The organism is Sphaerotilus sulfidivorans, assembly GCF_013426975.1.
GTDB classification, from domain to species: domain Bacteria; phylum Pseudomonadota; class Gammaproteobacteria; order Burkholderiales; family Burkholderiaceae_C; genus Sphaerotilus; species Sphaerotilus sulfidivorans.
Genome location: NZ_JACCPY010000042.1, coordinates 1 through 20,518 on the forward strand (window position 1 = coordinate 1; position 20,518 = coordinate 20,518).

The window sequence follows — 20,518 nt, forward strand, 5'->3', positions numbered from 1 at the left end:
CCTGGATCTGCAGGGCAGCCACCAGCTCCGGGATCGCCGTGATCTCGTTGCTCTTGGCTGCCGTCTTGACCTGACCCAGCACGAGACCGCGCGCGTGGTGCCAGGCCGAGACCAGATGCGTCATGCGCGTGCCCCCGTCATGCGAGCCGCGCAGGCTCTTGCCGTCGATGGCGATCAGCTCGCCCGTCAGCGCGGGGCACAGGTGCTGCATCCAGCGCACGAAGAAGCGCTCGAACTGATGCGGGTCGAGCAGGCTGAAGACGCGCCCGAAGGTGTCGTGCGAGGCGATGCCGTTGGCGTACGGCAGATGCTGGCGCAGCCAGTCGATCTGCAGCTCGGCCCAGTTGGTGACCGAGACCCAGCTGTCGGCGCCACTGCTGACGCCGCACAGCGCCGCGAACATCAGCTCGTCCAGCGGAAACGGACACGACCGCGAGCGCGGATCGTCCAGTTCGGCCAGCGCCTCGATGAAGTGGGTGGGCAGCGGCGCAGTGGTCATCGGGGCGGGCGCCGCTTCGAGCTGCGGCGGTCGGGTCAGCGGGGCGCGTTCATAACACGGAACCGACCAGGTTCTTCATGCAATCGCCCTGGTGCTGCACCCATCTGGACAAGAACCCGGCATACCGGGCACTAGACCGGGGCGATGGCACCTGCAGACACTTCGACACAGTCGGGCGTCTCTGCTCAATCTATGCCGACCGGCCCGATCTGTGCAGAACAGAGACCGTGCATCGACAGCATTTCCCGATGCTGTCGCCAGAGGAATTCCACCGCATCAACGCCAGCCTGTGCAACCAGGCACAGCAGGCCGCCGGCTTGTCCGAACGCTATCGGTTGATACAGGCCATCTGAGTGCATCGCACGTTTTACTCACCTCAAACCAACAAAGGAAATTCAACATGCCCATCCCTCTTCTGCTTTGGGGCGCTGCAGCCGCCCTGGCCGCCACGGGCGTCGTGAAGGGCGTGCAAGCGTCCAACATGATGGATGAAGCCAAGGAAATCGGCGAAAAAGCTGAACGCCAGCACCAACGCGCAGCAGCCGCTCTGGAGGCCGCCCGCAACAACACCCAAGACAGCCTAGAAAACTTGGGCAAGTTGAAGGTTTCGGTTTTCACGCAGCAGATCCGGCATCTGATCGAAGCCATCAAGCGCACCAAGACTGCCAGCAGCACGCTGAAGGGCTTTCAGGAAGAATTCAGCATCGAGAAGCTCCATAGCTACGAGAAGATGATCCTCAGTTCACTGGAACTGGAAAAAGGAATTGCGTCCGGCGCCGCGGGTGGTGCGCTGGCTGCCATGGGGGCTTACGGTGCTGTGGGCACGCTGGCAACCGCCTCCACAGGTGCAGCCATCTCGGGCCTGTCGGGCGCTGCTGCGACCAATGCCACGCTGGCATGGCTGGGCGGCGGCGCGCTGAGTGCAGGCGGCTTCGGAATTGCCGGCGGCACGCTAGCCCTGGGTGGGATCGTGCTAGGCCCAGCCTTGGCCATCGGCGGTTTCATGATGGCCAGCAAAGCTGAAGAGGCATTGACGCAAGCAAATGAGTACAAAGCCGAGGTGGCGGTAGCCGTGGCCAAGATGCAGGCAGCCGAGACCGCCATGGGTGGAATCGTGACCAACGCCCAAGAAATTTCGACCGTTATCATCGAACTTGTCAAGCGTTTCGAACAGGTCAAGGTACACGACGACAGCGACCCGACGGCATTCCAGCGCATGCTGGCTGTCGGCACGTCGCTCAAGAAAGCTCTGGAAGTGGCCATCCTCAACAAGGAAGGCGTAGCCATCGAGAACATCAAGGCCAAGTGCTCTGGCCTGCTGTCCATCGCCTGAAAAACCCGCAGAACCCATGGCCATCACCAAGCTCATCCCGCTGGCAAACAAACTGCCACTTGCGACATCCGGATCCGCCATTAGCGAGATCATTCACGCCTGGTCGGACTACAAGAAGACGGTGGAAGTCGAGGCCACCAAACGTACGTCGATTGATGCGTGGCGCGATACCAGGCTTGCGGACATCCAAGCCAAGAAGGATCTTCTGGAGCTGTATCTCAAGGAGACGTTCAAGGAGCGTGCCGGCATGATCCAGGGTTTTTTCGACACCCTCGACAAAGGCATCGAGAAAGGGGATGACCAGCTCATCAACCACTCGATGACAGCTATCCTGAACATCGCCAACCAGTCTCCACTGGCGCAAGCCAAAGAGATCATGCTGGCGATGCACGATCCGAACGTGCAGTCGATCGAGATCTAATCTGAGTTGACCCCCACCCGGCGGCTGATTCAGCGCCGGGCGGTCAACTGCCAGGGAAGAAAGGCTTGCCGATCGACGCCGGCATGTTGGCGCGGATCCACGCCGGGTTGCGCGAGATCAGCACCAGCACCACGATCGTGGCCAGATAGGGCAGCGCGGTCAGCAGCTGGCTGGGCAATTGCACGCCCTCGCCCTGCAGGTGGAACTGCAGCATCGTCACGCCGCCGAACAGGTAGGCGCCCATCAGCACGCGCGCCGGCCGCCAAGTGGCGAAGGTGGTCAGCGCCAGCGCGATCCAGCCCTTGCCGGCGGTCATGCCCTCGACCCACAGCGGGGTGTAGATCACCGACAGGTAGGCGCCGGCCACGCCGCACAGCGCACCGCCCGCCATCACCGCCAGCAGCCGGATGCGCCGCACGGGATAGCCCAGCGCATGCGCCGATTCCGGCGACTCGCCCACCGCACGCAGCACCAGCCCGGCGCGCGAGCGGTACAGGAACCAGGCCAGCGCCAGCATCAGCGCGATCGTCAGATAGACCATCGGGTGGTGCTTGAAGAAGGCCGGGCCGACGAAGGGAATGTCGGCCAGGCCGGGAATCTCGAACTTCGGCCGCTCGGCGAGCTTTTCCTGCGTGTAGCGGATGCCGACGAAGGCCGAGAAGCCCGCGCCGAACAGGCTCAGCGCCAGGCCGGTGGCGTACTGGTTGGTGTTCAGCCAGATCACCAGCACGCCGAAGGCCGCAGCCATCAGCGCGCCCGCGCCGGCGCCGGCGGCAAAGGCGATCCAGTCGTTGCCGGTGTGAACCGAGGTGGCGAAGCCGGCGATCGCCGCCACCAGCATCATGCCTTCGGCACCGAGGTTGAGCACGCCGGCGCGCTCGTTGATCAGCAGGCCCAGGCCGGCGATCGCCAGCACGGTGCCAGCACTCAGCGTGGCCGCCAGCAGCAGCGCGAACTCGTTCATCGGGCACCCTTTCCTGCGGCGCCCCAGCGCACGCGATAGGCGATCAGCGTGTCGCAGGCCAGCAGCGTGAACAGCAGCAGCCCCTGGAACACGCCGGTCAGCGATTTCGGCAGGCCCAGGCGCGACTGCGCCAGCTCCCCGCCGATGTAGAACATGCTCATCAGCAGCGCCGAGAAGACGATGCCCACCGGATGCAGCCGGCCGACGAAGGCGACGATGATCGCCGCGAAGCCGTAGCCCACCGGCACATAGGGCGTGAGCTGGCCCAGCGGCCCGGCGGCCTCCAGCGCGCCGGCCAGGCCGGCCATGCCGCCCGACACCAGGAGCGCCGTCCACAGCGCGCCGCGCGACGAGAAGCCCGCGTACAGCGCCGCGGCCGGCGCCAGGCCGCCGACCTGCAGCGCAAAGCCCCGGTAGGTGCGGAACAGGAAGGCGGTGAAGCCGCCCACCGCCACCAGCGCGATCAGCACGCCGATGTTGGCGCGCAGGCCGTCGACCAGGCGCGGAATCTTCGTCGGCTCGAGAAAGGTGATGGTCTGCGGGAAGTTGAAGCCCTTCGGATCCTTCCAGGGGCCGTAGACCAGATAGCTCAGCAGCATCTCGGCGACATAGACCAGCATCAGGCTGACCAGGATCTCGCTGGCGTTGAACCGGTCGCGCAGCAGCGCGGTGATGCCCGCCCAGACCATGCCGCCGAGCACGCCCGCGGCCAGGATCAGCACCACGATTGCGCGCGAGGAGTCGGGCTGCGCCTGCAGCGCCACCCAGCCCCCGGCCAGCGCACCGACGATGAACTGGCCCTCCGCGCCGATGTTCCACAGGTTGGAGCGGAAGCACACCGCCAGCCCCAGCGCGATCAGCACCAGCGGCACCGCCTTGACGCTCAGCTCGGACAGCGCGCGCGCGTTCTTCAGCGGCTCGACGAAGAAGACCTGCAGACCCTTGACCGGATCCTTGCCCAGGAGCGCGAACAGCGCGATGCCGATGATCGTCGTCAGCACCAGCGCGATCAGCGGCGACGCCAGCGACATCGCCTTCGACGGCTGCGGCCGTGCCTCAAGCCTGAGCATCGCTGCCCTCCTTGGTGTTCCGGGTGTTCTTCGTTTCGTCGGCGCCGTCCTGCCACAGGCCGGACATCCAGGCGCCGATCCGCTCGATGGTGGCGTCGCGGGTGGCGATCGAGGGCGAGAGCCGCCCCTGCGCGATCACCACCAGCCGGTCGCTGATCTCGAACAGCTCGTCCAGCTCCTCGCTGACCACCAGCAGCGCGCAGCCGGCGTCGCGCAGCGCCAGCATCGCCTGGCGGATCTGCGCCGCCGCGCCGACGTCCACGCCCCAGGTCGGCTGGCTGACGATCAGCAGCTTGGGGCGCGCGTCGATCTCGCGGCCGACGATGTATTTCTGCAGGTTGCCGCCCGAGAGCGACTTCGCCGCCGCGTCCGGGCCGCCGGCCTTGACGTTGTAGCGCCCGATCAGCTCGGCCGCCTGCGCACGGATCGCGCCCATCTTCAGCCAGCCGCCCGGGCCGACGTTCTCGGTGCGGGTCAGCAGCAGGTTGTGCGCCAGCGACAGCGTCGGCACCGCGCCGCGGCCCAGGCGCTCCTCGGGCACGAAGTGCAGCCCCAGGCGGCGGCGCTGCGCCGGCGTGGCGCGCGCGATGTCCTGGCCCGAGAGCCGCACCGAGCCGGCCGGCGCGCGCCGGTCCTCGCCGGAGAGCGCGGCCATCAGCTCCTGCTGGCCGTTGCCCGACACGCCCGCGATGCCGACGATCTCGCCGGCCCTCACCTGCAGCGCCAGCCGCGACAGCGTGGTGCCGAAGGGATCGGCCTGCGGCAGGTCCAGCCCGTCGACCGCCAGCACCACCTCGCCGGGCGTGGCCGGCCGGCTGCGCAGCGCCGGCGGCTCGGCGCCGATCATCAGCTTCGACAGCGAGGCGTTGGTCTCCTGCGTCGGATCGACCTCGCCGGTGACCCGCCCGCCGCGCAGCACGGTGCAGTGATGGCACAGCGCCCGGATCTCGTCGAGCTTGTGGCTGATGTAGAGGATCGAGCAGCCGGTGCCGGCCAGCCGGCGCAGCGTGACGAAGAGCTTCTCGACCGCCTGCGGCGTCAGCACCGAGGTCGGCTCGTCGAGGATCAGCAGCTTCGGATCGGTCAGCAGCGCACGCACGATCTCGACGCGCTGGCGCTCGCCGACGCTCAAGGAATGCACCGGCCGCAGCGGATCGACCTCCAGCCCGTACTCGCCCGAGACCGCGCGGATGCGCTCGCTCACCTGCGCCAGCGACATCGACCTGTCCAGGCCCAGCCAAACGTTCTCGGCCGCGGTCAGCGTGTCGAACAGCGAGAAGTGCTGGTAGACCATGCTGATGCCGAGCTGGCGCGCATGCGCCGGACTGGCGATCTGCACCGACTGGCCGTTCCAGCGGATCTCGCCGGCGTCGGGCTTCACCGCGCCGTAGATGATCTTCATCATCGTCGACTTGCCGGCGCCGTTCTCGCCCAGCACGGCATGGATCTGCCCGGGCGCGACCGTCAGCGCCACGCCGTCGTTGGCGCGCACCGCGGGGTACTGCTTCGTGATGCCCAGGAGTTCCAGGCGAGGTGGGGCGGTCATCGGGGGAGGACTCCGGGTCGGGTCAGGCGTGCGGCACAAAAACGGTGCGCATTGTCACAAAAACTGTCGTCAGCGGGTCGGAGCGCGCCGGAAAAGCGCGCAACCGGCGACCCAGGTCGCCGCCAGGTTCCGCTCGTCACCGAGTGTCATCCAGGCGAAGACCCGCTCATGCAACTGTCGCGCCCGCGCATCGCGGTGCGTGGCCACCGGGCCGGCCGCCCAGTCCCACAACGCCAGATCGGCCAGGCGACCGGGCTCGAGACGGCCGATCTCGTTGCTCAGGCCCAGCGCCTCGGCCGCGCCGAGCGTGGCGCCGTGCAGTGCCTTCCAGGCGGTCAGGCGCACGCCGCGCAGCGCCTGCACCTTGTAGGCATCGGCCAGCGTGCGCAGCATCGACAGGCTGGTGCCGCCGCCCACGTCGCTGGCCAGCGAGACGCGCGCGCCCGCGGCCTCCAGCTCCGGCCAGCCGATCAGGCCGCTGCCGAGAAAGAGGTTGGAGCTCGGGCTGTGCGCGATCTGCGCGCCGGTGTCGGCCAGCAGCGCGCGGTCGGCGTCGTCGAGCCAGATGCCGTGCGCCAGCACCGCGCGCTCGTTCAGCAGCCCGGCGCGGTGATAGACATCGAGGTAGCTGCGCGCCTCGGGGAACAGCTCGGCCACCCAGGCGACCTCGGCGCGGTTCTCGGCCACATGCGTCTGCATGTAGAGGCCGGGCACCTCGGCCATCAGCCGGCCGGCCATCGCCAGCTGCTCGGGCGTGCTGGTCGGCGCAAAGCGCACCGTCATCGCGTAGGCCAGCCGGCCGGTGCCGTGCCAGCGGCGGATCAGGTCGCGGCTGTCGCGCTCGGCGCCCGGCACGTCGTCGCGCAGGCCCTCGGGCGCGTGGCGGTCCATCAGCACCTTGCCGGTGACCAGGCGCATGCCGCGGCGGTGCGCGCCGGCCAGCAGCGCCTCGGTCGAACTGACATGCACCGTCGGGAACACCACCGCGCTGGTGCTGCCGTGCGCCAGCAGCGCGTCGAGGAACAGCTCGGCCCCGGCGGCGGCCACCGCCGGATCGGCATGGCGCATCTCGGCCGGAAAGGTGTAGGTCTCCAGCCAGTCGAGCAGCTCGGTGCCGTAGCTGGCGATGACGTCGAGCTGCGGGCTGTGCACATGGGTGTCGATGAAGCCGGGCATCAGCAGCCGGCCGCGCTGGTCCTCGACCGACCAGACCGCGGCGTCCGGCGTGAAGGCCGCGGCTGGCTGGACGCCGGTGATGCGCCCGGCCTCGACCAGCAGCCAGTGGTCGGGCCGCCAGCGCACGCCCGGCACGAGGCCGGTGGCCGGGTCGGGCGCGGCCCAGCCGGGATCGGCGTCGAAGTCGAGCAGGTCGGCGCGCAGCGCCAGGCGGTCGGGAACAGCAGTCATGCGGACGGAGAGGCGGCAACAGGAACAGGAACGGGATCGGCGGCCGCGGACAGGCCCGGCGCCGGCAGTCGGCGCGCGACATCGCGCACCGTCTCGCGCAGCCAGCGCAGCGAGGCCGCGCCGTGCGTGACCTCATGCCAGAGCTGGTAGTAGGTCAGCGAGGGAAAGTCGACCGGGCAGCGCACGATGCGCAGCGGCAGCGTGCCCAGATGGCGCTGGCAGAACAGCCGGCCGGTGGTCAGCACCAGCGCGTCGCTGTGCGCCAGCATCGTCGGCACCAGCGCGAAATGCGGACTGCGCACGACGATGCGCCGGTGCAGGCCCTGGCGCGTCAGATGCTCGTCGATCACGCCGTGGCCGCCGGTGTGCAGCGCGGTCGGCGCGACATGGTCGGCGGCGAGATAGCGCTCCAGCGTCCACTCGCGCGGCCGACGCGCCGCCAGATGGCCGGCGCCGACCAGGCAGACGATCTCGTCGGAGAACAGCCGGCCGATGTGCAGCTCGGCCGGCGGCTCCAGCCAGTTGCCGATCACCAGATCGACCTCGCCGCGCGCCAGCCGGGCGCGGTAGTCGAACTCGGCCGACAGCGCGTGAATGGTCAGCCGCGCGCGCGGCGCCTGCTGGCGCAGCCGCGCCACCAGCATCGGCAGGAACAGCGGATCGAGGTAGTCGCTGGCGGCGATGCGGAACTCGATCTCGGCCGCGCCGGGCGTGAAGGCGCGGGCACCGGCCTTGCCGCCGAAGAGCTGCTCGGCGCTGCGCAGCAGCGTCTCGGCCGGCGCCATCAGCTGCAGCGCGATCTCGGTGGGCACCATGCCGGCGCCGGCGCGCACCAGCAGCGGGTCGCCGATCAGCGCACGCAGCCGGCGAAGCTGCGCGCTGACCTGCGGCTGCGTGGAGGACAGGCGCATCGCGGCACGCGAGACGCTGCGTTCGGAAATCACGGTGTGAAAGACCCTGACGAGATGAAGCTCGATGGTGTCGAAAACGGCTCGCTGTGTCATACGTTCATTCTCATGCAGATCATCACGTTTGACGCATGTCATGCCGCGTCTGCTGGGGTATGTTCCGGCCCATGCCCGAGATCTCGCCCCGACCGATCCGCTTCGTCCACCGCGGCCACGCCATCGCGCTTGAAGGCGTGCCGCCCACCCGCACGCTGCTCGACTGGCTGCGCGAGGACGCCCGCCCGCGCTGCACCGGCACCAAGGAAGGCTGCAACGAGGGCGACTGCGGCGCCTGCACCGTGCTGGTGGCCGAGCGCGACGACACCGCGCCCGGCGGCGTGGCGATCCGCCATGTCAACGCCTGCCTGAGCTTCCTGCCCACGCTCGACGGCCGCGCCGTCATCACCGTGGAAGACCTGCCGCAGCCGCATCCGGTGCAGCAGGCGCTGGTCGAGTGCCACGGCTCGCAGTGCGGCTTCTGCACGCCCGGCTTCGTCATGACGATGACCGCGCTGCGCGAGGCGCATGCGGCCGCCGGCACCCGCCCCGAGCGCCCGGCCATCGCCGACGCGCTGGCCGGCAACCTGTGCCGCTGCACCGGCTACCGTCCGATCGTCGACGCGGCCGAGCGCATGTTCGAGCTGCCCGACGCGCCGATCGACCGCGCCGCGCTGCGCGCGCAGCTCGATGCGCTGGCGGCCGACACGTCCGAGATGACGCTGGAGGACTTCGCCGCGCAGCGCCTGGCCCGGCCCGAGGCGCGCATCGTCGCCGGCGCCACCGATGTGGCGCTGTGGGTCAACAAGCAGTTCCGCGACATCGGCGAGCCGCTGTGGATCACCCGCGTGCCCGCGCTGCGCCGCATCGCGACCGACGCCGACGGCACGCTGCACATCGGCGCCGCCGCGTCGCTGGAGGACGCCTGGGCGGCGCTGGCGGCGCGCTGGCCGGCGCTCACCGAAGTCTGGCGGCGCTTTGCCTCGCCGCCGGTGCGCCATGCCGGCACGCTGGGCGGCAACATCGCCAACGGCTCGCCGATCGGCGATGGCGCGCCGGTGCTGATCGCGCTGGACGCGCGCATCGTGCTGCGCCGCGGGCCCGACACCCGCACGCTGGCGCTCGAGGATTTCTACCTCGACTACATGAAGAACGCGCTCGCGCCGGGCGAATTCGTCGAGCGGCTGGTCGTGCCGCCGTCCCCTGAGGGCACGCAGCTGCGCGCCTGGAAGATCAGCAAGCGCTTCGACAGCGACATCTCCACCGTGCTGATGGCCGCGGCGCTGCGGCTGGACGCCGACGGCCGGATCGCCGCCGCGCGGCTGGTCTTCGGCGGCATGGCGGCGATCACGAAGCGCGCCGCGCAGACCGAAGCAGCGCTGCGCGGCCGGCGCTGGGACGAGGCCACGCTGCAGGCGGCGCAGGTCGCGCTGGCACAGGACTTCCTCCCCTTGAGCGACCTGCGCGCCAGCGCCAGCTACCGGCTGGCGGTCAGCGCCAACCTGCTGCGCCGGCTCTGGCTGGAGACCCGGCCCGACGATCCACTGCCGGCCAGCGCCACCCAGGTCCGGGAGTTCCGCGCATGAGCACGACCGTCATCGGCACCTCGCGCCCGCATGAATCCGCGCAGCTCCACGTCACCGGCCGCGCACCCTACATCGACGACCTGCCCGAGGTGGCCGGCACGCTGCACGGCGCGCTCGGCCTGTCGCCGGTGGCGCACGGGCGGCTGGTCGCGCTCGACCTGGACCGCGTGCGCGCGATGCCCGGCGTGGTCGCGGTGCTGTCGGCCGCCGACATTCCCGGCGTCAACGACTGCGGCCCGATCGTGCACGACGACCCGATCCTGGCCGAGGGCACGGTGAACTGGCGCGGCCAGCCGATGTTCCTGGTCGTCGCCCGCACCCGCGGCGAGGCGCGGCGCGCGGCAGCCCTGGCGGCGCAGGTCGCCACGATCGAGCCGCTGCAGGCGGTGCTCGACCCGCTGGAGGCGCACCGGCTGCAGCAGTACGTCGTGCCGCCGATGCACCTGCAGCGCGGCGACGCGGCCGCGGCCATCGCCGCCGCGCCGCACCGGCTGGAGGGCCGCTTCAGCCTCGGCGGCCAGGAGCAGTTCTACCTGGAGGGCCAGATCGCCTACGCGCTGCCGCAGGAGAACGACGGCCTGCTGGTGCACAGCTCGACCCAGCATCCGACCGAGATGCAGCATGTCGTCGCGCATGCGCTGGGGCTGGCGGCGCATCAGGTGCAGGTGCAGTGCCGGCGCATGGGCGGCGGCTTCGGCGGCAAGGAGTCGCAGTCGGCGCTGTTCGCGGCCTGCGCGGCGCTGGCCGCACACCGGCTGCAGTGCCCGGTCAAGCTGCGCCCGGACCGCGACGACGACTTCCTGATCACCGGCCGGCGCCACGGCTTCGAGTTCCGCTACACCGTCGGCCATGACGAGGCCGGGCGGCTGCTGGGTGCCGAGGTCGAGATGGTGTCCAACGCAGGCGCCTCGGCCGACCTCTCGGCGCCGGTGATGACCCGCGCGCTCTGCCACTTCGACAATGCCTACTGGCTGCCCGCGGTCGACCTGCGCGGCTACTGCGCCCGCACCAACACCCAGAGCAACACCGCCTTCCGCGGCTTCGGCGGGCCGCAGGGCGCGCTGGCGGTGGAGGTGATCCTGGACGAGGTGGCGCGCCGGCTCGGGCTCGACGCGCTGGCGGTGCGCCGCGCCAACTTCTACGGCACCGAGGACCGCAACATCACGCCCTACGGCCAGACGGTCGAGGACAACATCCTCGCGCCGCTGGTCGACGAGCTGGCCGCGCGCGGCCGCCACGACGCGCGCCGCGCCGAGATCGCCGCCTTCAACGCCACCAGCCCGGTGCTGAAGAAGGGCCTGGCGCTGACGCCGGTGAAGTTCGGCATCAGCTTCAACGTCGCGCATTTCAACCAGGCCGGCGCGCTGGTGCATGTCTACACCGACGGCTCGGTGCTGGTGAACCACGGCGGCACCGAGATGGGCCAGGGCCTGAACACCAAGGTCGCGCAGGTGGTCGCGCACGAGCTGGGCCTGCCCCTGGAGCGGGTGCGGGTCAGCGCCACCGACACGCACAAGGTGGCCAACACCTCTGCCACCGCCGCCTCCACCGGCACCGACCTGAACGGCAAGGCGGCGCAGGACGCGGCGCGCCAGATCCGCGACCGCCTGGCGGCCTTCGTCGCTGCGCGCTGGCAGGTGGCGCCCGAGGCGGTGCAGTTCGCCGGCGGCCAGGTGACGGCGGGCACGCAGGCGCTGGCCTTCACCGAGCTGGTCGCGCAGGCCTATGCCGCGCGCATCCAGCTCTGGAGCGACGGCTTCTACGCCACGCCCGGCCTGCACTGGGACCGCGAGCGGCTGCAGGGCAAGCCCTTCTTCTATTTCGCCTACGGCGCGGCGCTCAGCGAGGTCATCGTCGACACGCTGACCGGCGAGTGGCGGCTGCTGCGCGCCGACGTGCTGCACGATGTCGGCGCCTCGCTGAACCCGGCGCTGGACATCGGCCAGGTCGAGGGCGCCTTCGTGCAGGGCATGGGCTGGCTGACCACCGAGGAGCTGCGCTGGCAGCCGATGGACGGCTCGCGCGCCGCAGGCCTGCTGCTGACGCACGCGCCGAGCACCTACAAGATCCCGACCGCCAACGACATTCCGCTGGAGCCCGGCGCGCTCGACGTGCGGCTGTTCGGCCACCGCAACCCGGCCGACAGCATCCACCGCAGCAAGGCGGTCGGCGAGCCGCCGCTGCTGCTGCCCTTCAGCGTCTTCCTGGCGATCCGGGATGCGGTGTCGGCGGCGGGCGGGCACCGCGTCGATCCGCCGCTGCGGGCGCCGGCGACCGGGGAGGCCATCCTCGACGCCCTCGCGGCCGTGCAGCGCGGATGATCGCGCTGCGCCTGCAGGCCGCGGCCCGCGCCCGGCTCGACGGGGGCACGCCGGTCGTCGAGGTGCTGATCGCCGCGCACCAGGGCTCGGCGCCGCGCGAGACCGGCACGCGCATGCTGGTCACGCCGGCCGAGGTGCTCGGCACCATCGGCGGCGGCCATCTGGAATGGAAGGCGATCGAGGCGGCGCGGCAGAGGCTGGCCCACCCCGATGCGCCGCCGCAGACGCTCGACCTGCCGCTCGGTCCGGCACTCGGCCAGTGCTGCGGCGGGCGGGTGAAGCTGCGGCTCTCGAACCTGACGCGGGAGGCGCTTGATGGCTGGACGCTGCCGCCGCCGCGCTTCCCTCTGCAGCTGCACGGCGCCGGCCATGTCGGCCGCGCGATCGTGAAGCTGCTGACCGACATCGACTGCCGCGTCGACTGGGTCGATGCGCGGCCTGACGAATTCCCGCTGCACGATCCGCTCGAGCAGCCGCACATCACGCCCATCGTCAGCGACGCGCCCGAGATGGAGGTCGCGCAGGCCGCCCCCGGCACCGTCTTCCTGGTCATGACGCACCGCCACGACCTCGACGAGGCGATCACCGAGGCCATCCTGCGCCGCGGTGACGCCGCCTTCTGCGGCCTGATCGGCAGCGCGACCAAGCGGGCACGCTTCCTGTCGCGCTTCGAGGCGCGGGGGCTGAGCGCGGCGCAGCTCGGCCGCCTCACCTGCCCGATCGGCCTGCCCGGCATCGCCGGCAAGGAGCCGGCGGTGCTGGCGGTGAGCGTGGTGGCTCAGCTGCTGGGCTGTCCGGCCAGCCAGCGCACATAGCTGGCCACGCCGCCGGCCACGTCGCTGAAGGCGTGGTCGCAGCCGGTGGCGCGCAGGCGGGTCAGGTCGGCCTGGGTCAGGCACTGGTACTTGCCGCGCAGGGCGTCGGGGAAATCGATATAGCTCACCAGGCCCTGGGCGATCTGCTCGTCCAGCGTCAGCGCCGGCAGGCCGTCGAGCGCGCGGCAGGCGTTGACGGTCGCATGCGCCACGTCGTTGAAGGGCTGCGCCCGGCCGGAGCCGAGGTTGAAGATGCCGCTCTTGTCCGGGTTCTGCAGGAACCACAGGTTGACCGCCACCACATCGTCGACGAACACGAAGTCGCGCGACTGCGTGCCCGGCGCGTAGCCGTTGTACTCGCCGAAGAGCTTGACCTGGCCGTGCTGGCGGAACTGGTTGAAGTGGTGGAAGGCGACGCTGGCCATGCGGCCCTTGTGCTGCTCGCGCGGGCCATAGACGTTGAAGTAGCGGAAGCCCACGACCTGGCCGTCCTGCGTGCCGCCCTGCGAGCGCAAGCCCGGCAGGTAGCGGCGCACCACCTGGTCGAACAGCAGCTTGGAGTAGCCGTAGACGTTCAGCGGCGCCTCGAAGGCCGGCTCCTCGCGGAAGGTCTCGCTGGCGCCGTAGGTGGCGGCCGAGCTGGCGTACAGCAGCCGCGTGCCCTGCGCGAGACAGGCATCGAGCAGCGTCTTCGAGCAGCGGTAGTTGTTCTCCAGCATGAACCGGCCGTCATGCTCCATCGTGTCGGAGCAGGCGCCCTCGTGCAGGATCGCGTCGATGCGGCCCAGCTCGCCGGCGGCGAAGCGGGTATAGAACTCGTCCTTGTCGAAGTAGTCCGCCAGCGTGCTGCCGAGCAGGTTGCGGTACTTGGGCCCGTCGGTCAGGTCATCGACCGCGATGACCTCCTTGGCGCCCAGGCGGTTCAGGCCGTGGACCAGGTTGCTGCCGATCATGCCGGCCGCGCCGGTGACGACGACTCTCATGCCGTTTCCTTTCCGAAGAGTTCCTCGAAGCTGCAGCTGGCGGTGCCGAACTTGCCCACGACGATGCTGCCGGCGCGGTTGGCCAGCGGCACCGCGTCGCGCAGGCTCATGCCGCAGGCCAGCAGCGCCGCCAGCGTCGCGATGACGGTGTCGCCCGCGCCGGTCACGTCGAAGACCTCGCGCGCCTGGGCCGGCACCTGGAAATGCGTCGGCTGGCCGTCGGCCGTCTTCTCGAACAAGGACATGCCCTCTTCCGAGCGGGTCAGCACCAGCCCGTCCAGGCCCAGCTCCTCGCGCAGCGCGTGCGCGCGGCGATGCAGGTCGGCCTCGTCGCGCCACGGGCCGACCACCTGGGCCAGCTCGGCGCGGTTGGGCGTGAGCGTGGTGGCGCCGGCATAGCGGCTGTAGTCGCTGCCCTTGGGGTCGACCAGCACCGGCTTGCCGGCGGCGCGCGCCAGCTCGATCATGCGCGGGATGTGGGTCAGGCCGCCCTTGCCGTAGTCGGAGAACAGCACCGCGTCGTGGTCCGGCAGCACCCGCTCGTAGTCGGCCAGCATCTGCTGCAGCACCTCGTGCTCGGGCTGGTTCTCGAAGTCGACGCGGATGAGCTGCTGCGAGCGGCCGATGACCCGCAGCTTGACGATGGTGTAGAGCTTCGGGTCGCTGCCCAGCACCGTGGTGATGCCCTGGGCCTCGAGAAGGCGGCGCAGCGAGCGCGCCGGCTCGTCGTCGCCCACCACCGTCAGCAGCGTGCACTGCGCGCCCAGCGTCTTGACGTTGAGCGCGACGTTGGCTGCGCCACCCAGGCGCTCCTCCTCGCGCGAGACGCGCACCACCGGCACCGGCGCCTCCGGCGAGATGCGCTCGACGGCGCCGAACCAGTAGCGGTCGAGCATCGCGTCGCCGACGACGAGGACGCGGGCGGACTGGAGATCGGAGAGAGAGGGATTCAAGGGAGCAGACCCGGCGGCGGGCACGATTCAGAAAGGCTCCGATCGTAACCGCACGCCGGGCGGCGCCGGCGCGGCGCGGCTCAGTGTTCGGCCGCCGGCGCAGCCCAGTGATCGGCCTTGCGCACCAGGAAGCGCGGCGTGCGGAAATGCACGATCGCGCGGTAGAGCACCAGATAGAGGCCGCAGAACATCAGCAGCCAGATCGACAGCACCCGGCCCTCGTCCCACCACAGCACCGCCGGCGCGACCGACAGCGAGCACAGCGCCCACAGATAGGGCGAGGTCATCGAGTTGCGGCGCAGCATGTTGGCCGCATCGCGCTTGCCGATGGCCCAGCGCATCAGCCGGCGGTAGATCAGGCTGTGCAGATGCGTGGCATCGGGCAGACCGACCGGGCGGCCGCGCACCACGCGACGGCGGTACATGGTGAACAGCGTCTCGAAGATCGGATAGGCGCACAGCAGCAGCGGAAAGACCGGCGAGACCTCCGGATTGCGGTGCACCAGCAGGATGCCGAGCTCGGCCACCCAGAAGCCCAGGAAATAGGCGCCGCCATCGCCCAGGAAGATCAGGCCCAGCGGATAGTTCCAGACGAAGAAACCCATCACCGCACCCAGCCCGATCAGCGCGGCCACCATGATCACCTGGTCGCCGACCTGGAAGGCGACATAGGCCAGCGCCGCGAACATGATCGCCACGCACATCGAGGCCAGCCCGTTGAAGCCGTCGATGATGTTGACCGAGTTGGCCACGCCGGCCACCGCCAGCAGCGTCAGCGCCATCGGGAAGCCGGCGATCAGCATCAGGCTGTCGACGCCGGGAATGCCGGTGCGCGAGATGATCGCGTCGGCCAGCCAGACCGCCAGCGCCGCCGCCGCGATGGTGGCGAGCAGACGCTGCTTCGGGGTCACGCGCTTGGTGAAGTCCTCGATCAGGCCGGCGCCGAAGGCCACCAGGCTGCAGCCGACCAGCACCGCCAGCAGCGGCCACTCGTCGACCCCCCGCCCGATCGCCAGCAGCGTGCCGCACAGCACACCCACCAGGATGCCGATGCCGCCGACCCGCGGCACGACGCGCGCGTGGAATTTCTGCGGCTGGTCCTTGTCGGTGTCGCCGGACAGATGCGCGTGATGCGCCGACGAGCGCACCACCAGCAGCGTCACGACGAAGGCGGCCAGAAATGAAACAATCAAAAACAGCATGCAGTCGATCCTTCTGCTGGGAGATGCTCTTGGCGCCCCGCCCCGCTTGTCTCCCTGGGGCGCAGGGGCGCGCTCATGCGCAATAGATCACGGTCCGAAGATGCCGGTGCGCTCATGGCGATGCAAGCGCGAGGTGTAAAGACATGTTCGTACCGATTGCAGAACCGGAAAATGTCACGCGTCACTTGTTGCGCAGCAGATACAGCCGGCACGCAAGCCAGGGGCGGATTCAGCCGGCCTTCTGGCCGGATGCGCGCACGAACTGCGGAATCTTGCGCAAATTCTTGCAGATCAGCGTTCCGATGCCGCCCACCCCGCTGCGCCGCATCGCGCCCAGATCCTCACGACTCTTGCGAACCAGTGCCTGCAGCGAGCGATTGCTGGCGCCGCCGGTGCGCATCCTGACCAGGACGCCGGGCAGGTAGACCACGGAAAAATCCGGGCGAGACAGGCAGCGCAGCATGAAATCGTAGTCCGCCGCAATGCGCAGGCGAATGTCGAATTCGCCGATGTCGGCCAGCCGCGAGCGACGCAGATAGAAGGTCGGATGCGGCGGCATCCAGCCACGCCGCAGCGAGGCTCGAGCGAACACGCCGCTGTGCCAGTGCCGCACGACAGCCCGCAGATCGTCGGCCTTCACATAGACCAGATCGGCATAGAGCGCGTCTGCCTGCGGGCTGCGCTCAAGCAGGCTCGCCATGCGCGCGATCGCCTCGGGATCGGCCAGCACATCGTCGGCGTTCAGGAAGCCCACGAACTCGCCGCTGGCTCGCCTCAGACCCTTGTTCATGCCGTCGTAGATGCCCCGGTCGGGCTCGGACACGCACAGGCTGACCCGCTGACCCTGCTCGCGCACGATGTCGAGCGTGCCGTCCTTCGACCCCCCGTCGATGACGATGTGCTCGATGTCCGGATGGGTCTGCTCGGCCACCGAGCGCAGCGTGTCGCCGATGGTCGCGGCGCTGTTGTAGGAGACGGTGATGAGCGTGATCTTCATGGCTTTGCCGCTTCCTCGGCACAGGTCACCGCCAGCATGCGGCGGGCCACGGTTTCCCAGTCGGGCGGCATGCCGGCCAGGCGGTCACGCCAGTCCGGCCACCAGCCCTGCTCCAGCCGAGACTGCAGGGCCAGGAGCGCCTGGCGCAGCGATTCAGGCTGATCGGGATCGAAATAGAAGGCGTGATCGCCGCACAGCGTGCGGGCATACGGCAGGTCAGGACAGACGATCGGCAGGCCGACGAACATCGCCTCCACCAGCGGGAAGCCGTAGCTCTCGTCCTTGGACAGGAAGAGCAGCGCATCGACCTGCGAATAGGCGGCGATCATCGCCTGAGGCGAAAGGAAACCACGGCACTGCACCCAGGACAGCCCAGGTGCGGGATGCGCGGCGGCGTCCAGGGTCAGGACCAGCTGCTCGACCGGCCACCCGGCGCCGGCCTCGAGACGCGACAGCAGCGCATGGTTCTTGTGGGGATAGCCGGCGGCCGGATAGATCAGGTCCAGCGCCTGTCCGGGCGCACGCACCCGGGCGTGGCGCTTCAGTCCGCTGTGCAGCAGCCAGGTCGGCACCGGCTGGGCGATCACATGAACCCGCCCGGCCACCCCGGGATAGCTGCGCTCGAGCGCGTCGCGCATCACGTCGGTCTGCACGATGAAGGCGCGTACCCGGTCCATGCCCAGCCGGAACAGCGTGCGCGAGATCCAGTACTTGATGCCATCGGCGCCGAAGCGCGCCCGTGCCGGCTTGAGCAGGTTGGGCGTCTGCACGAACACGGTCTGCGGTCCGCGGCAGCGCAGCGGCAGATCGCCAAGCACCAGCAGAGGCGACTCGCCGTCGAAGCGACCGGCCAGCCAGGTGCACTCGAGCATCCGGGACAGCGCATTGGGCAGACGCCGGCGGTAGACCTCCGCCACCGTGGTCGGGCTGCTGCTGCGATAGTCGGCCAGCTTGCCGCGGTCAGGCAGCTCGATGCGCTCGACCACGACGCCCGGATCGCGCTCCAGCGCCGGCAGCAGCGACTGCAGCAGCTGGGAGGCTCCAGCTCCGGCCACATTGGTGAGGTGAAGCCGAACAGGAGGACGGCGGGAGATGGCGACGGTCATCGATCAGGCAGTCCGGTACCAGGGGGAAGGAATGGCGGCGCGTGCAGCCGGCTCGGCCGACAGCACCTCCAGCATGTAAGCGGCCGCCCGTGCGGGCTGGATGGCCTCGGCGGCGGCGGCGCAGGCCGACTTCATCGCCTGCAGTCGCTCAGGCCGGTTCGCCAGCGTCACGAGCAGATCCGCCAGGGCCTGCTCGTCGCCACGGGCAAAGACCTGCCCGGCGCCGAAGGTCTCCACCAGCACGCGCGCACCGACCTGATCGCTGCACAGCACCGGCACGCCAGCGCACAGCGCCTCGTTGACGACGACACCCCAGCCGTCATAGTGGCTGGGCAGCACCAGAAGATCATGTCCTGGCAGACGCTGCTGCGTGCCCCCGAAAGGAATGCGGCCAGCGTAGCGGACGCGTTCACCATCGAAGTCGAACCCGGCCGGATCACCCGGACCATAGACATCGAGCTGCAGGTCGGCACCGCTGGCGATCGCACGGCGCACGGCACCGATCAAGGTCGACAGCCCCTTGCGCGCGATCAGGCTGCCGACGAAGACCAGATGCAGACGCTGACCCGATGCCACCGAGACCGCGGCCTGCGGTTGTTCGACAGGTTCCGCGGGCACGAAATAGCCGAACGGAAACAGCCGATCAGCGGGCATGCCTGCCGCGGCATATTGCTGTGCCGCCAGACGCGAGATGGTGAAGATGCCCTTCAGCCCGCCCCGCAGCGCCAGCATGTAGCCGCGATAAAGCCGAGGACGCAGCCAGGTCTTCAGCCGCTCCCGCCAGGCCAGCCGGTCACCGAAATAACCGAAGGAGACCGGCGAATACGGCTCGGAAATGATGTAGCACTCGAGCCGCAGCCGGGTGGCCGCCCACAGCAGCAGCATCATCCGCGGGTTCTCGAAGGCGCTGCCGAACACATGGACCTGATCGCGGTTCTCCAGCAGAAGCCGCATGCCATGCCGCAGGAAACCTCGTGCCGGGATGAGCTGACGCTCGACGCCCGTCACCCGGGTGTCGGTCCAGCCTTGCGCCCGACGGGTCTCGTCCTCGAGGCGGGCCACCTGGACCTGGACAGGCAGTCCGCTCTGGCGCGACAGCTCCTGATAGGTGAAGGCCTGGTGATCGGTCAGCACCGGCTGCCAGGCGATGATCCTCCGAATCCCCGCGCTCATGCCCTCTCCCCGAAGAGAAATTGGCGCAGGTCTTCGCCTGCACGTGATGGTGCGCAGTGGTGCTCGGCCACCTGACGGCCCCGGCGAGCGCAGCGTGCAGCAGACTCCCGGTCCGTCGCGATCGCGGCCAGCCGTTCGATCAGCAGCTCGGGATCGTTGCGCTCGAGATAGCACGCCCCGTCGCCGAGCAGGCGGCGCACGTCGCTGATGTCGGTCGACAGCACCAGCAGCCCGGAGCCTGCGAACTCGATGACCTTCGACGGGAAGGTGGTGTCGGCCAGCGCGCCGCCGACCGGCTTGAGGGCCAGGCCGATCTCGCAGCCGCGCAGGATCTCGAGATAACGGGCGTCAGAGGTGCGCCCATGCACACGCACCCGAGGCAGCCCGGGCTCGGCAGCCAGCTGCTCGAACGCGGCCAGGCTCTCGCCTTTGCCAGTAACCTCAAAGCACAGTCCGGCAGCCCAGTCCGGCCGGCGTGCCCGCAGGCGCCGGATCGTCTCAATCAGCAGCGGAGCCCCCGTGTCTGGTGCCAGCGTGCCCGACATCAGACAGGTGATCTGGTCGGTCTGCCAGCGGGGCACATCCACATCACCGACCGCTGTGCCGTAATAGCAGTGCACCGGCCGCACGGTGGTCATCGCCTCGAGCGCGCTGCACGCCAGCAGCGCACCATCGCGGCAATGGCGATCGAACTGGGTCGGAACGATCCGCCCCAGGTGGGCCTTCAGAGATCGACCTGCGATGACTTCGCCGTCCTCCAGGTCGAGAAAACTGCGATAGCCCAGGCGGGAGGCCGCGCGCAGCAGCGGCAGATAGGCCGGAATGCGGTTGTAGAAGATCACGGCCCGCCTCGAATGCCGGGCCAGCCGTCGCAGAGGCCCCAACAGACCGAACAGGGACAGCAGTTCGGAATGTCCCCTCCGGTGGGAGAAAGGCGCGTAGATCGTCGGCACGCCGCCCACGCGGCACGCCTTCGCCGCAAAGGCATCCCCCGAGCCATCGGCCCGACCACGACCCAGACTCAGCACAACCGGGCGAACGCCAGCCAGCCGCAGGGCCTGGGCCATCAGGAAGACTTTGCGCGAAGCCGCCGGACTGTCGGTGGTGATCCGTCGCTCCATCCGGGTGACATCATCGAGTGCATTGCACACCACCAGCACCACCGGACGGTGCTGTCGAGACGAAGGGCTGCTCATTC

At 69.6% G+C, this 20,518-nt stretch carries 19 protein-coding genes; 6 read left to right on the forward strand and 13 right to left on the reverse strand.

Features of this window, described 5'->3' with window-relative positions; translation table 11 throughout:
- Positions 1-499: ISAs1 family transposase (locus HZU84_RS17725; protein WP_180693042.1), on the reverse strand; the 499-nt coding region annotated here is incomplete at its 3' end.
- A gap of 77 nt (positions 500-576) precedes the next feature.
- Between HZU84_RS17725 and HZU84_RS17730 the strand changes: the two genes are divergently transcribed.
- From HZU84_RS17730 to HZU84_RS17740, 3 genes are read left to right on the forward strand one after another with little or no spacing between them, the layout of a single operon-like run.
- Positions 577-852, forward strand: coding sequence for a YkgJ family cysteine cluster protein (locus tag HZU84_RS17730; protein ID WP_149504447.1), 276 nt, complete (start codon positions 577-579; stop codon positions 850-852).
- A 47-nt stretch (positions 853-899) separates the two neighbouring features.
- Positions 900-1,832, forward strand: a complete 933-nt coding sequence (locus HZU84_RS17735; RefSeq protein WP_149504448.1) for a hypothetical protein — start codon at positions 900-902, stop codon at positions 1,830-1,832.
- A 16-nt stretch (positions 1,833-1,848) separates the two neighbouring features.
- A complete protein-coding gene (locus HZU84_RS17740; protein ID WP_149504449.1) occupies positions 1,849-2,253 on the forward strand; it encodes a hypothetical protein in 405 nt (134 codons plus the stop codon).
- A gap of 43 nt (positions 2,254-2,296) precedes the next feature.
- Here HZU84_RS17740 and HZU84_RS17745 read toward each other — a convergent pair whose 3' ends face one another.
- The 5 genes from HZU84_RS17745 to HZU84_RS17765 form a co-directional block, all read right to left on the reverse strand.
- Positions 2,297-3,217 carry an ABC transporter permease gene (locus tag HZU84_RS17745; RefSeq protein WP_149504450.1) on the reverse strand — a complete coding sequence of 307 codons (921 nt, stop codon included), beginning with the start codon at positions 3,215-3,217 and terminating at the stop codon, positions 2,297-2,299.
- Positions 3,214-4,287 (reverse strand): ABC transporter permease, encoded by a 1,074-nt coding sequence (locus tag HZU84_RS17750; RefSeq protein ID WP_149504451.1) that lies wholly within the window; start codon positions 4,285-4,287, stop codon positions 3,214-3,216. The genes HZU84_RS17745 and HZU84_RS17750 overlap by 4 nt, the downstream gene beginning before the upstream one ends.
- A complete protein-coding gene (locus HZU84_RS17755; protein ID WP_149504452.1) occupies positions 4,274-5,833 on the reverse strand; it encodes an ABC transporter ATP-binding protein in 1,560 nt (519 codons plus the stop codon). Before HZU84_RS17755 ends, HZU84_RS17750 begins: the two co-directional genes overlap by 14 nt.
- A gap of 69 nt (positions 5,834-5,902) precedes the next feature.
- Positions 5,903-7,240 (reverse strand): guanine deaminase, encoded by a 1,338-nt coding sequence (gene guaD, locus HZU84_RS17760; protein ID WP_149504453.1) that lies wholly within the window; start codon positions 7,238-7,240, stop codon positions 5,903-5,905.
- Entirely contained in the window at positions 7,237-8,244 is a 1,008-nt protein-coding gene (locus HZU84_RS17765; RefSeq protein WP_149504454.1) for a LysR family transcriptional regulator, read from the reverse strand. Before HZU84_RS17765 ends, guaD begins: the two co-directional genes overlap by 4 nt.
- A gap of 71 nt (positions 8,245-8,315) precedes the next feature.
- On the opposite strand from HZU84_RS17765, the gene xdhA reads away from it, so the two are divergent.
- From xdhA to xdhC, 3 genes are read left to right on the forward strand one after another with little or no spacing between them, the layout of a single operon-like run.
- Positions 8,316-9,770: a xanthine dehydrogenase small subunit gene (xdhA, locus tag HZU84_RS17770; RefSeq protein ID WP_149504455.1), complete on the forward strand. Its 1,455-nt coding sequence runs from the start codon at positions 8,316-8,318 to the stop codon at positions 9,768-9,770.
- The gene (xdhB, locus tag HZU84_RS17775) at positions 9,767-12,091 is read left to right on the forward strand and encodes a xanthine dehydrogenase molybdopterin binding subunit (RefSeq protein WP_149504456.1); all 2,325 of its coding nucleotides are present in this window, start codon (positions 9,767-9,769) and stop codon (positions 12,089-12,091) included. The genes xdhA and xdhB overlap by 4 nt, the downstream gene beginning before the upstream one ends.
- Positions 12,088-12,906, forward strand: coding sequence for a xanthine dehydrogenase accessory protein XdhC (gene xdhC / locus HZU84_RS17780; RefSeq protein ID WP_149504457.1), 819 nt, complete (start codon positions 12,088-12,090; stop codon positions 12,904-12,906). Before xdhB ends, xdhC begins: the two co-directional genes overlap by 4 nt.
- Here xdhC and rfaD read toward each other — a convergent pair.
- The 7 genes from rfaD to HZU84_RS17815 form a co-directional block, all read right to left on the reverse strand.
- Positions 12,870-13,889 (reverse strand): ADP-glyceromanno-heptose 6-epimerase, encoded by a 1,020-nt coding sequence (gene rfaD, locus HZU84_RS17785; RefSeq protein ID WP_149504458.1) that lies wholly within the window; start codon positions 13,887-13,889, stop codon positions 12,870-12,872. The two genes, xdhC and rfaD, sit on opposite strands and share 37 nt — an antisense overlap.
- Positions 13,886-14,842, reverse strand: a complete 957-nt coding sequence (gene rfaE1 / locus HZU84_RS17790) for a D-glycero-beta-D-manno-heptose-7-phosphate kinase (protein WP_219340994.1) — start codon at positions 14,840-14,842, stop codon at positions 13,886-13,888. The genes rfaD and rfaE1 overlap by 4 nt, the downstream gene beginning before the upstream one ends.
- An 80-nt stretch (positions 14,843-14,922) precedes the next feature.
- Positions 14,923-16,044 (reverse strand): MraY family glycosyltransferase, encoded by a 1,122-nt coding sequence (locus HZU84_RS17795; RefSeq protein ID WP_149504460.1) that lies wholly within the window; start codon positions 16,042-16,044, stop codon positions 14,923-14,925.
- 229 nt (positions 16,045-16,273) lie between these two features.
- Entirely contained in the window at positions 16,274-17,041 is a 768-nt protein-coding gene (locus HZU84_RS17800) for a glycosyltransferase family 2 protein (RefSeq protein WP_149504461.1), read from the reverse strand.
- Entirely contained in the window at positions 17,038-18,147 is a 1,110-nt protein-coding gene (locus HZU84_RS17805) for a glycosyltransferase (protein WP_149504462.1), read from the reverse strand. Before HZU84_RS17805 ends, HZU84_RS17800 begins: the two co-directional genes overlap by 4 nt.
- 3 nt (positions 18,148-18,150) lie before the next feature.
- Positions 18,151-19,320, reverse strand: coding sequence for a glycosyltransferase family 4 protein (locus HZU84_RS17810; RefSeq protein ID WP_149504463.1), 1,170 nt, complete (start codon positions 19,318-19,320; stop codon positions 18,151-18,153).
- Positions 19,317-20,516, reverse strand: coding sequence for a glycosyltransferase (locus HZU84_RS17815; protein ID WP_149504464.1), 1,200 nt, complete (start codon positions 20,514-20,516; stop codon positions 19,317-19,319). The genes HZU84_RS17810 and HZU84_RS17815 overlap by 4 nt, the downstream gene beginning before the upstream one ends.
- Positions 20,517-20,518: the final 2 nt, after the last annotated feature.

What these genes read in the sequence shown, in the direction of transcription:
- HZU84_RS17730 (WP_149504447.1), top strand. Translation starts at nt 577, where the DNA reads ATGCAATCGCCCTGGTGCTGCACCCATCTGGACAAGAACCCGGCATAC.
- HZU84_RS17735 (WP_149504448.1), top strand. Translation starts at nt 900, where the DNA reads ATGCCCATCCCTCTTCTGCTTTGGGGCGCTGCAGCCGCCCTGGCCGCC.
- HZU84_RS17740 (WP_149504449.1), top strand. Translation starts at nt 1,849, where the DNA reads ATGGCCATCACCAAGCTCATCCCGCTGGCAAACAAACTGCCACTTGCG.
- HZU84_RS17745 (WP_149504450.1), bottom strand. Translation starts at nt 3,217, where the DNA reads ATGAACGAGTTCGCGCTGCTGCTGGCGGCCACGCTGAGTGCTGGCACC.
- HZU84_RS17750 (WP_149504451.1), bottom strand. Translation starts at nt 4,287, where the DNA reads ATGCTCAGGCTTGAGGCACGGCCGCAGCCGTCGAAGGCGATGTCGCTG.
- HZU84_RS17755 (WP_149504452.1), bottom strand. Translation starts at nt 5,833, where the DNA reads ATGACCGCCCCACCTCGCCTGGAACTCCTGGGCATCACGAAGCAGTAC.
- guaD (WP_149504453.1), bottom strand. Translation starts at nt 7,240, where the DNA reads ATGACTGCTGTTCCCGACCGCCTGGCGCTGCGCGCCGACCTGCTCGAC.
- HZU84_RS17765 (WP_149504454.1), bottom strand. Translation starts at nt 8,244, where the DNA reads ATGACACAGCGAGCCGTTTTCGACACCATCGAGCTTCATCTCGTCAGG.
- xdhA (WP_149504455.1), top strand. Translation starts at nt 8,316, where the DNA reads ATGCCCGAGATCTCGCCCCGACCGATCCGCTTCGTCCACCGCGGCCAC.
- xdhB (WP_149504456.1), top strand. Translation starts at nt 9,767, where the DNA reads ATGAGCACGACCGTCATCGGCACCTCGCGCCCGCATGAATCCGCGCAG.
- xdhC (WP_149504457.1), top strand. Translation starts at nt 12,088, where the DNA reads ATGATCGCGCTGCGCCTGCAGGCCGCGGCCCGCGCCCGGCTCGACGGG.
- rfaD (WP_149504458.1), bottom strand. Translation starts at nt 13,889, where the DNA reads ATGAGAGTCGTCGTCACCGGCGCGGCCGGCATGATCGGCAGCAACCTG.
- HZU84_RS17795 (WP_149504460.1), bottom strand. Translation starts at nt 16,044, where the DNA reads ATGCTGTTTTTGATTGTTTCATTTCTGGCCGCCTTCGTCGTGACGCTG.
- HZU84_RS17800 (WP_149504461.1), bottom strand. Translation starts at nt 17,041, where the DNA reads ATGAAGATCACGCTCATCACCGTCTCCTACAACAGCGCCGCGACCATC.
- HZU84_RS17805 (WP_149504462.1), bottom strand. Translation starts at nt 18,147, where the DNA reads ATGACCGTCGCCATCTCCCGCCGTCCTCCTGTTCGGCTTCACCTCACC.
- HZU84_RS17810 (WP_149504463.1), bottom strand. Translation starts at nt 19,320, where the DNA reads ATGAGCGCGGGGATTCGGAGGATCATCGCCTGGCAGCCGGTGCTGACC.
- HZU84_RS17815 (WP_149504464.1), bottom strand. Translation starts at nt 20,516, where the DNA reads ATGAGCAGCCCTTCGTCTCGACAGCACCGTCCGGTGGTGCTGGTGGTG.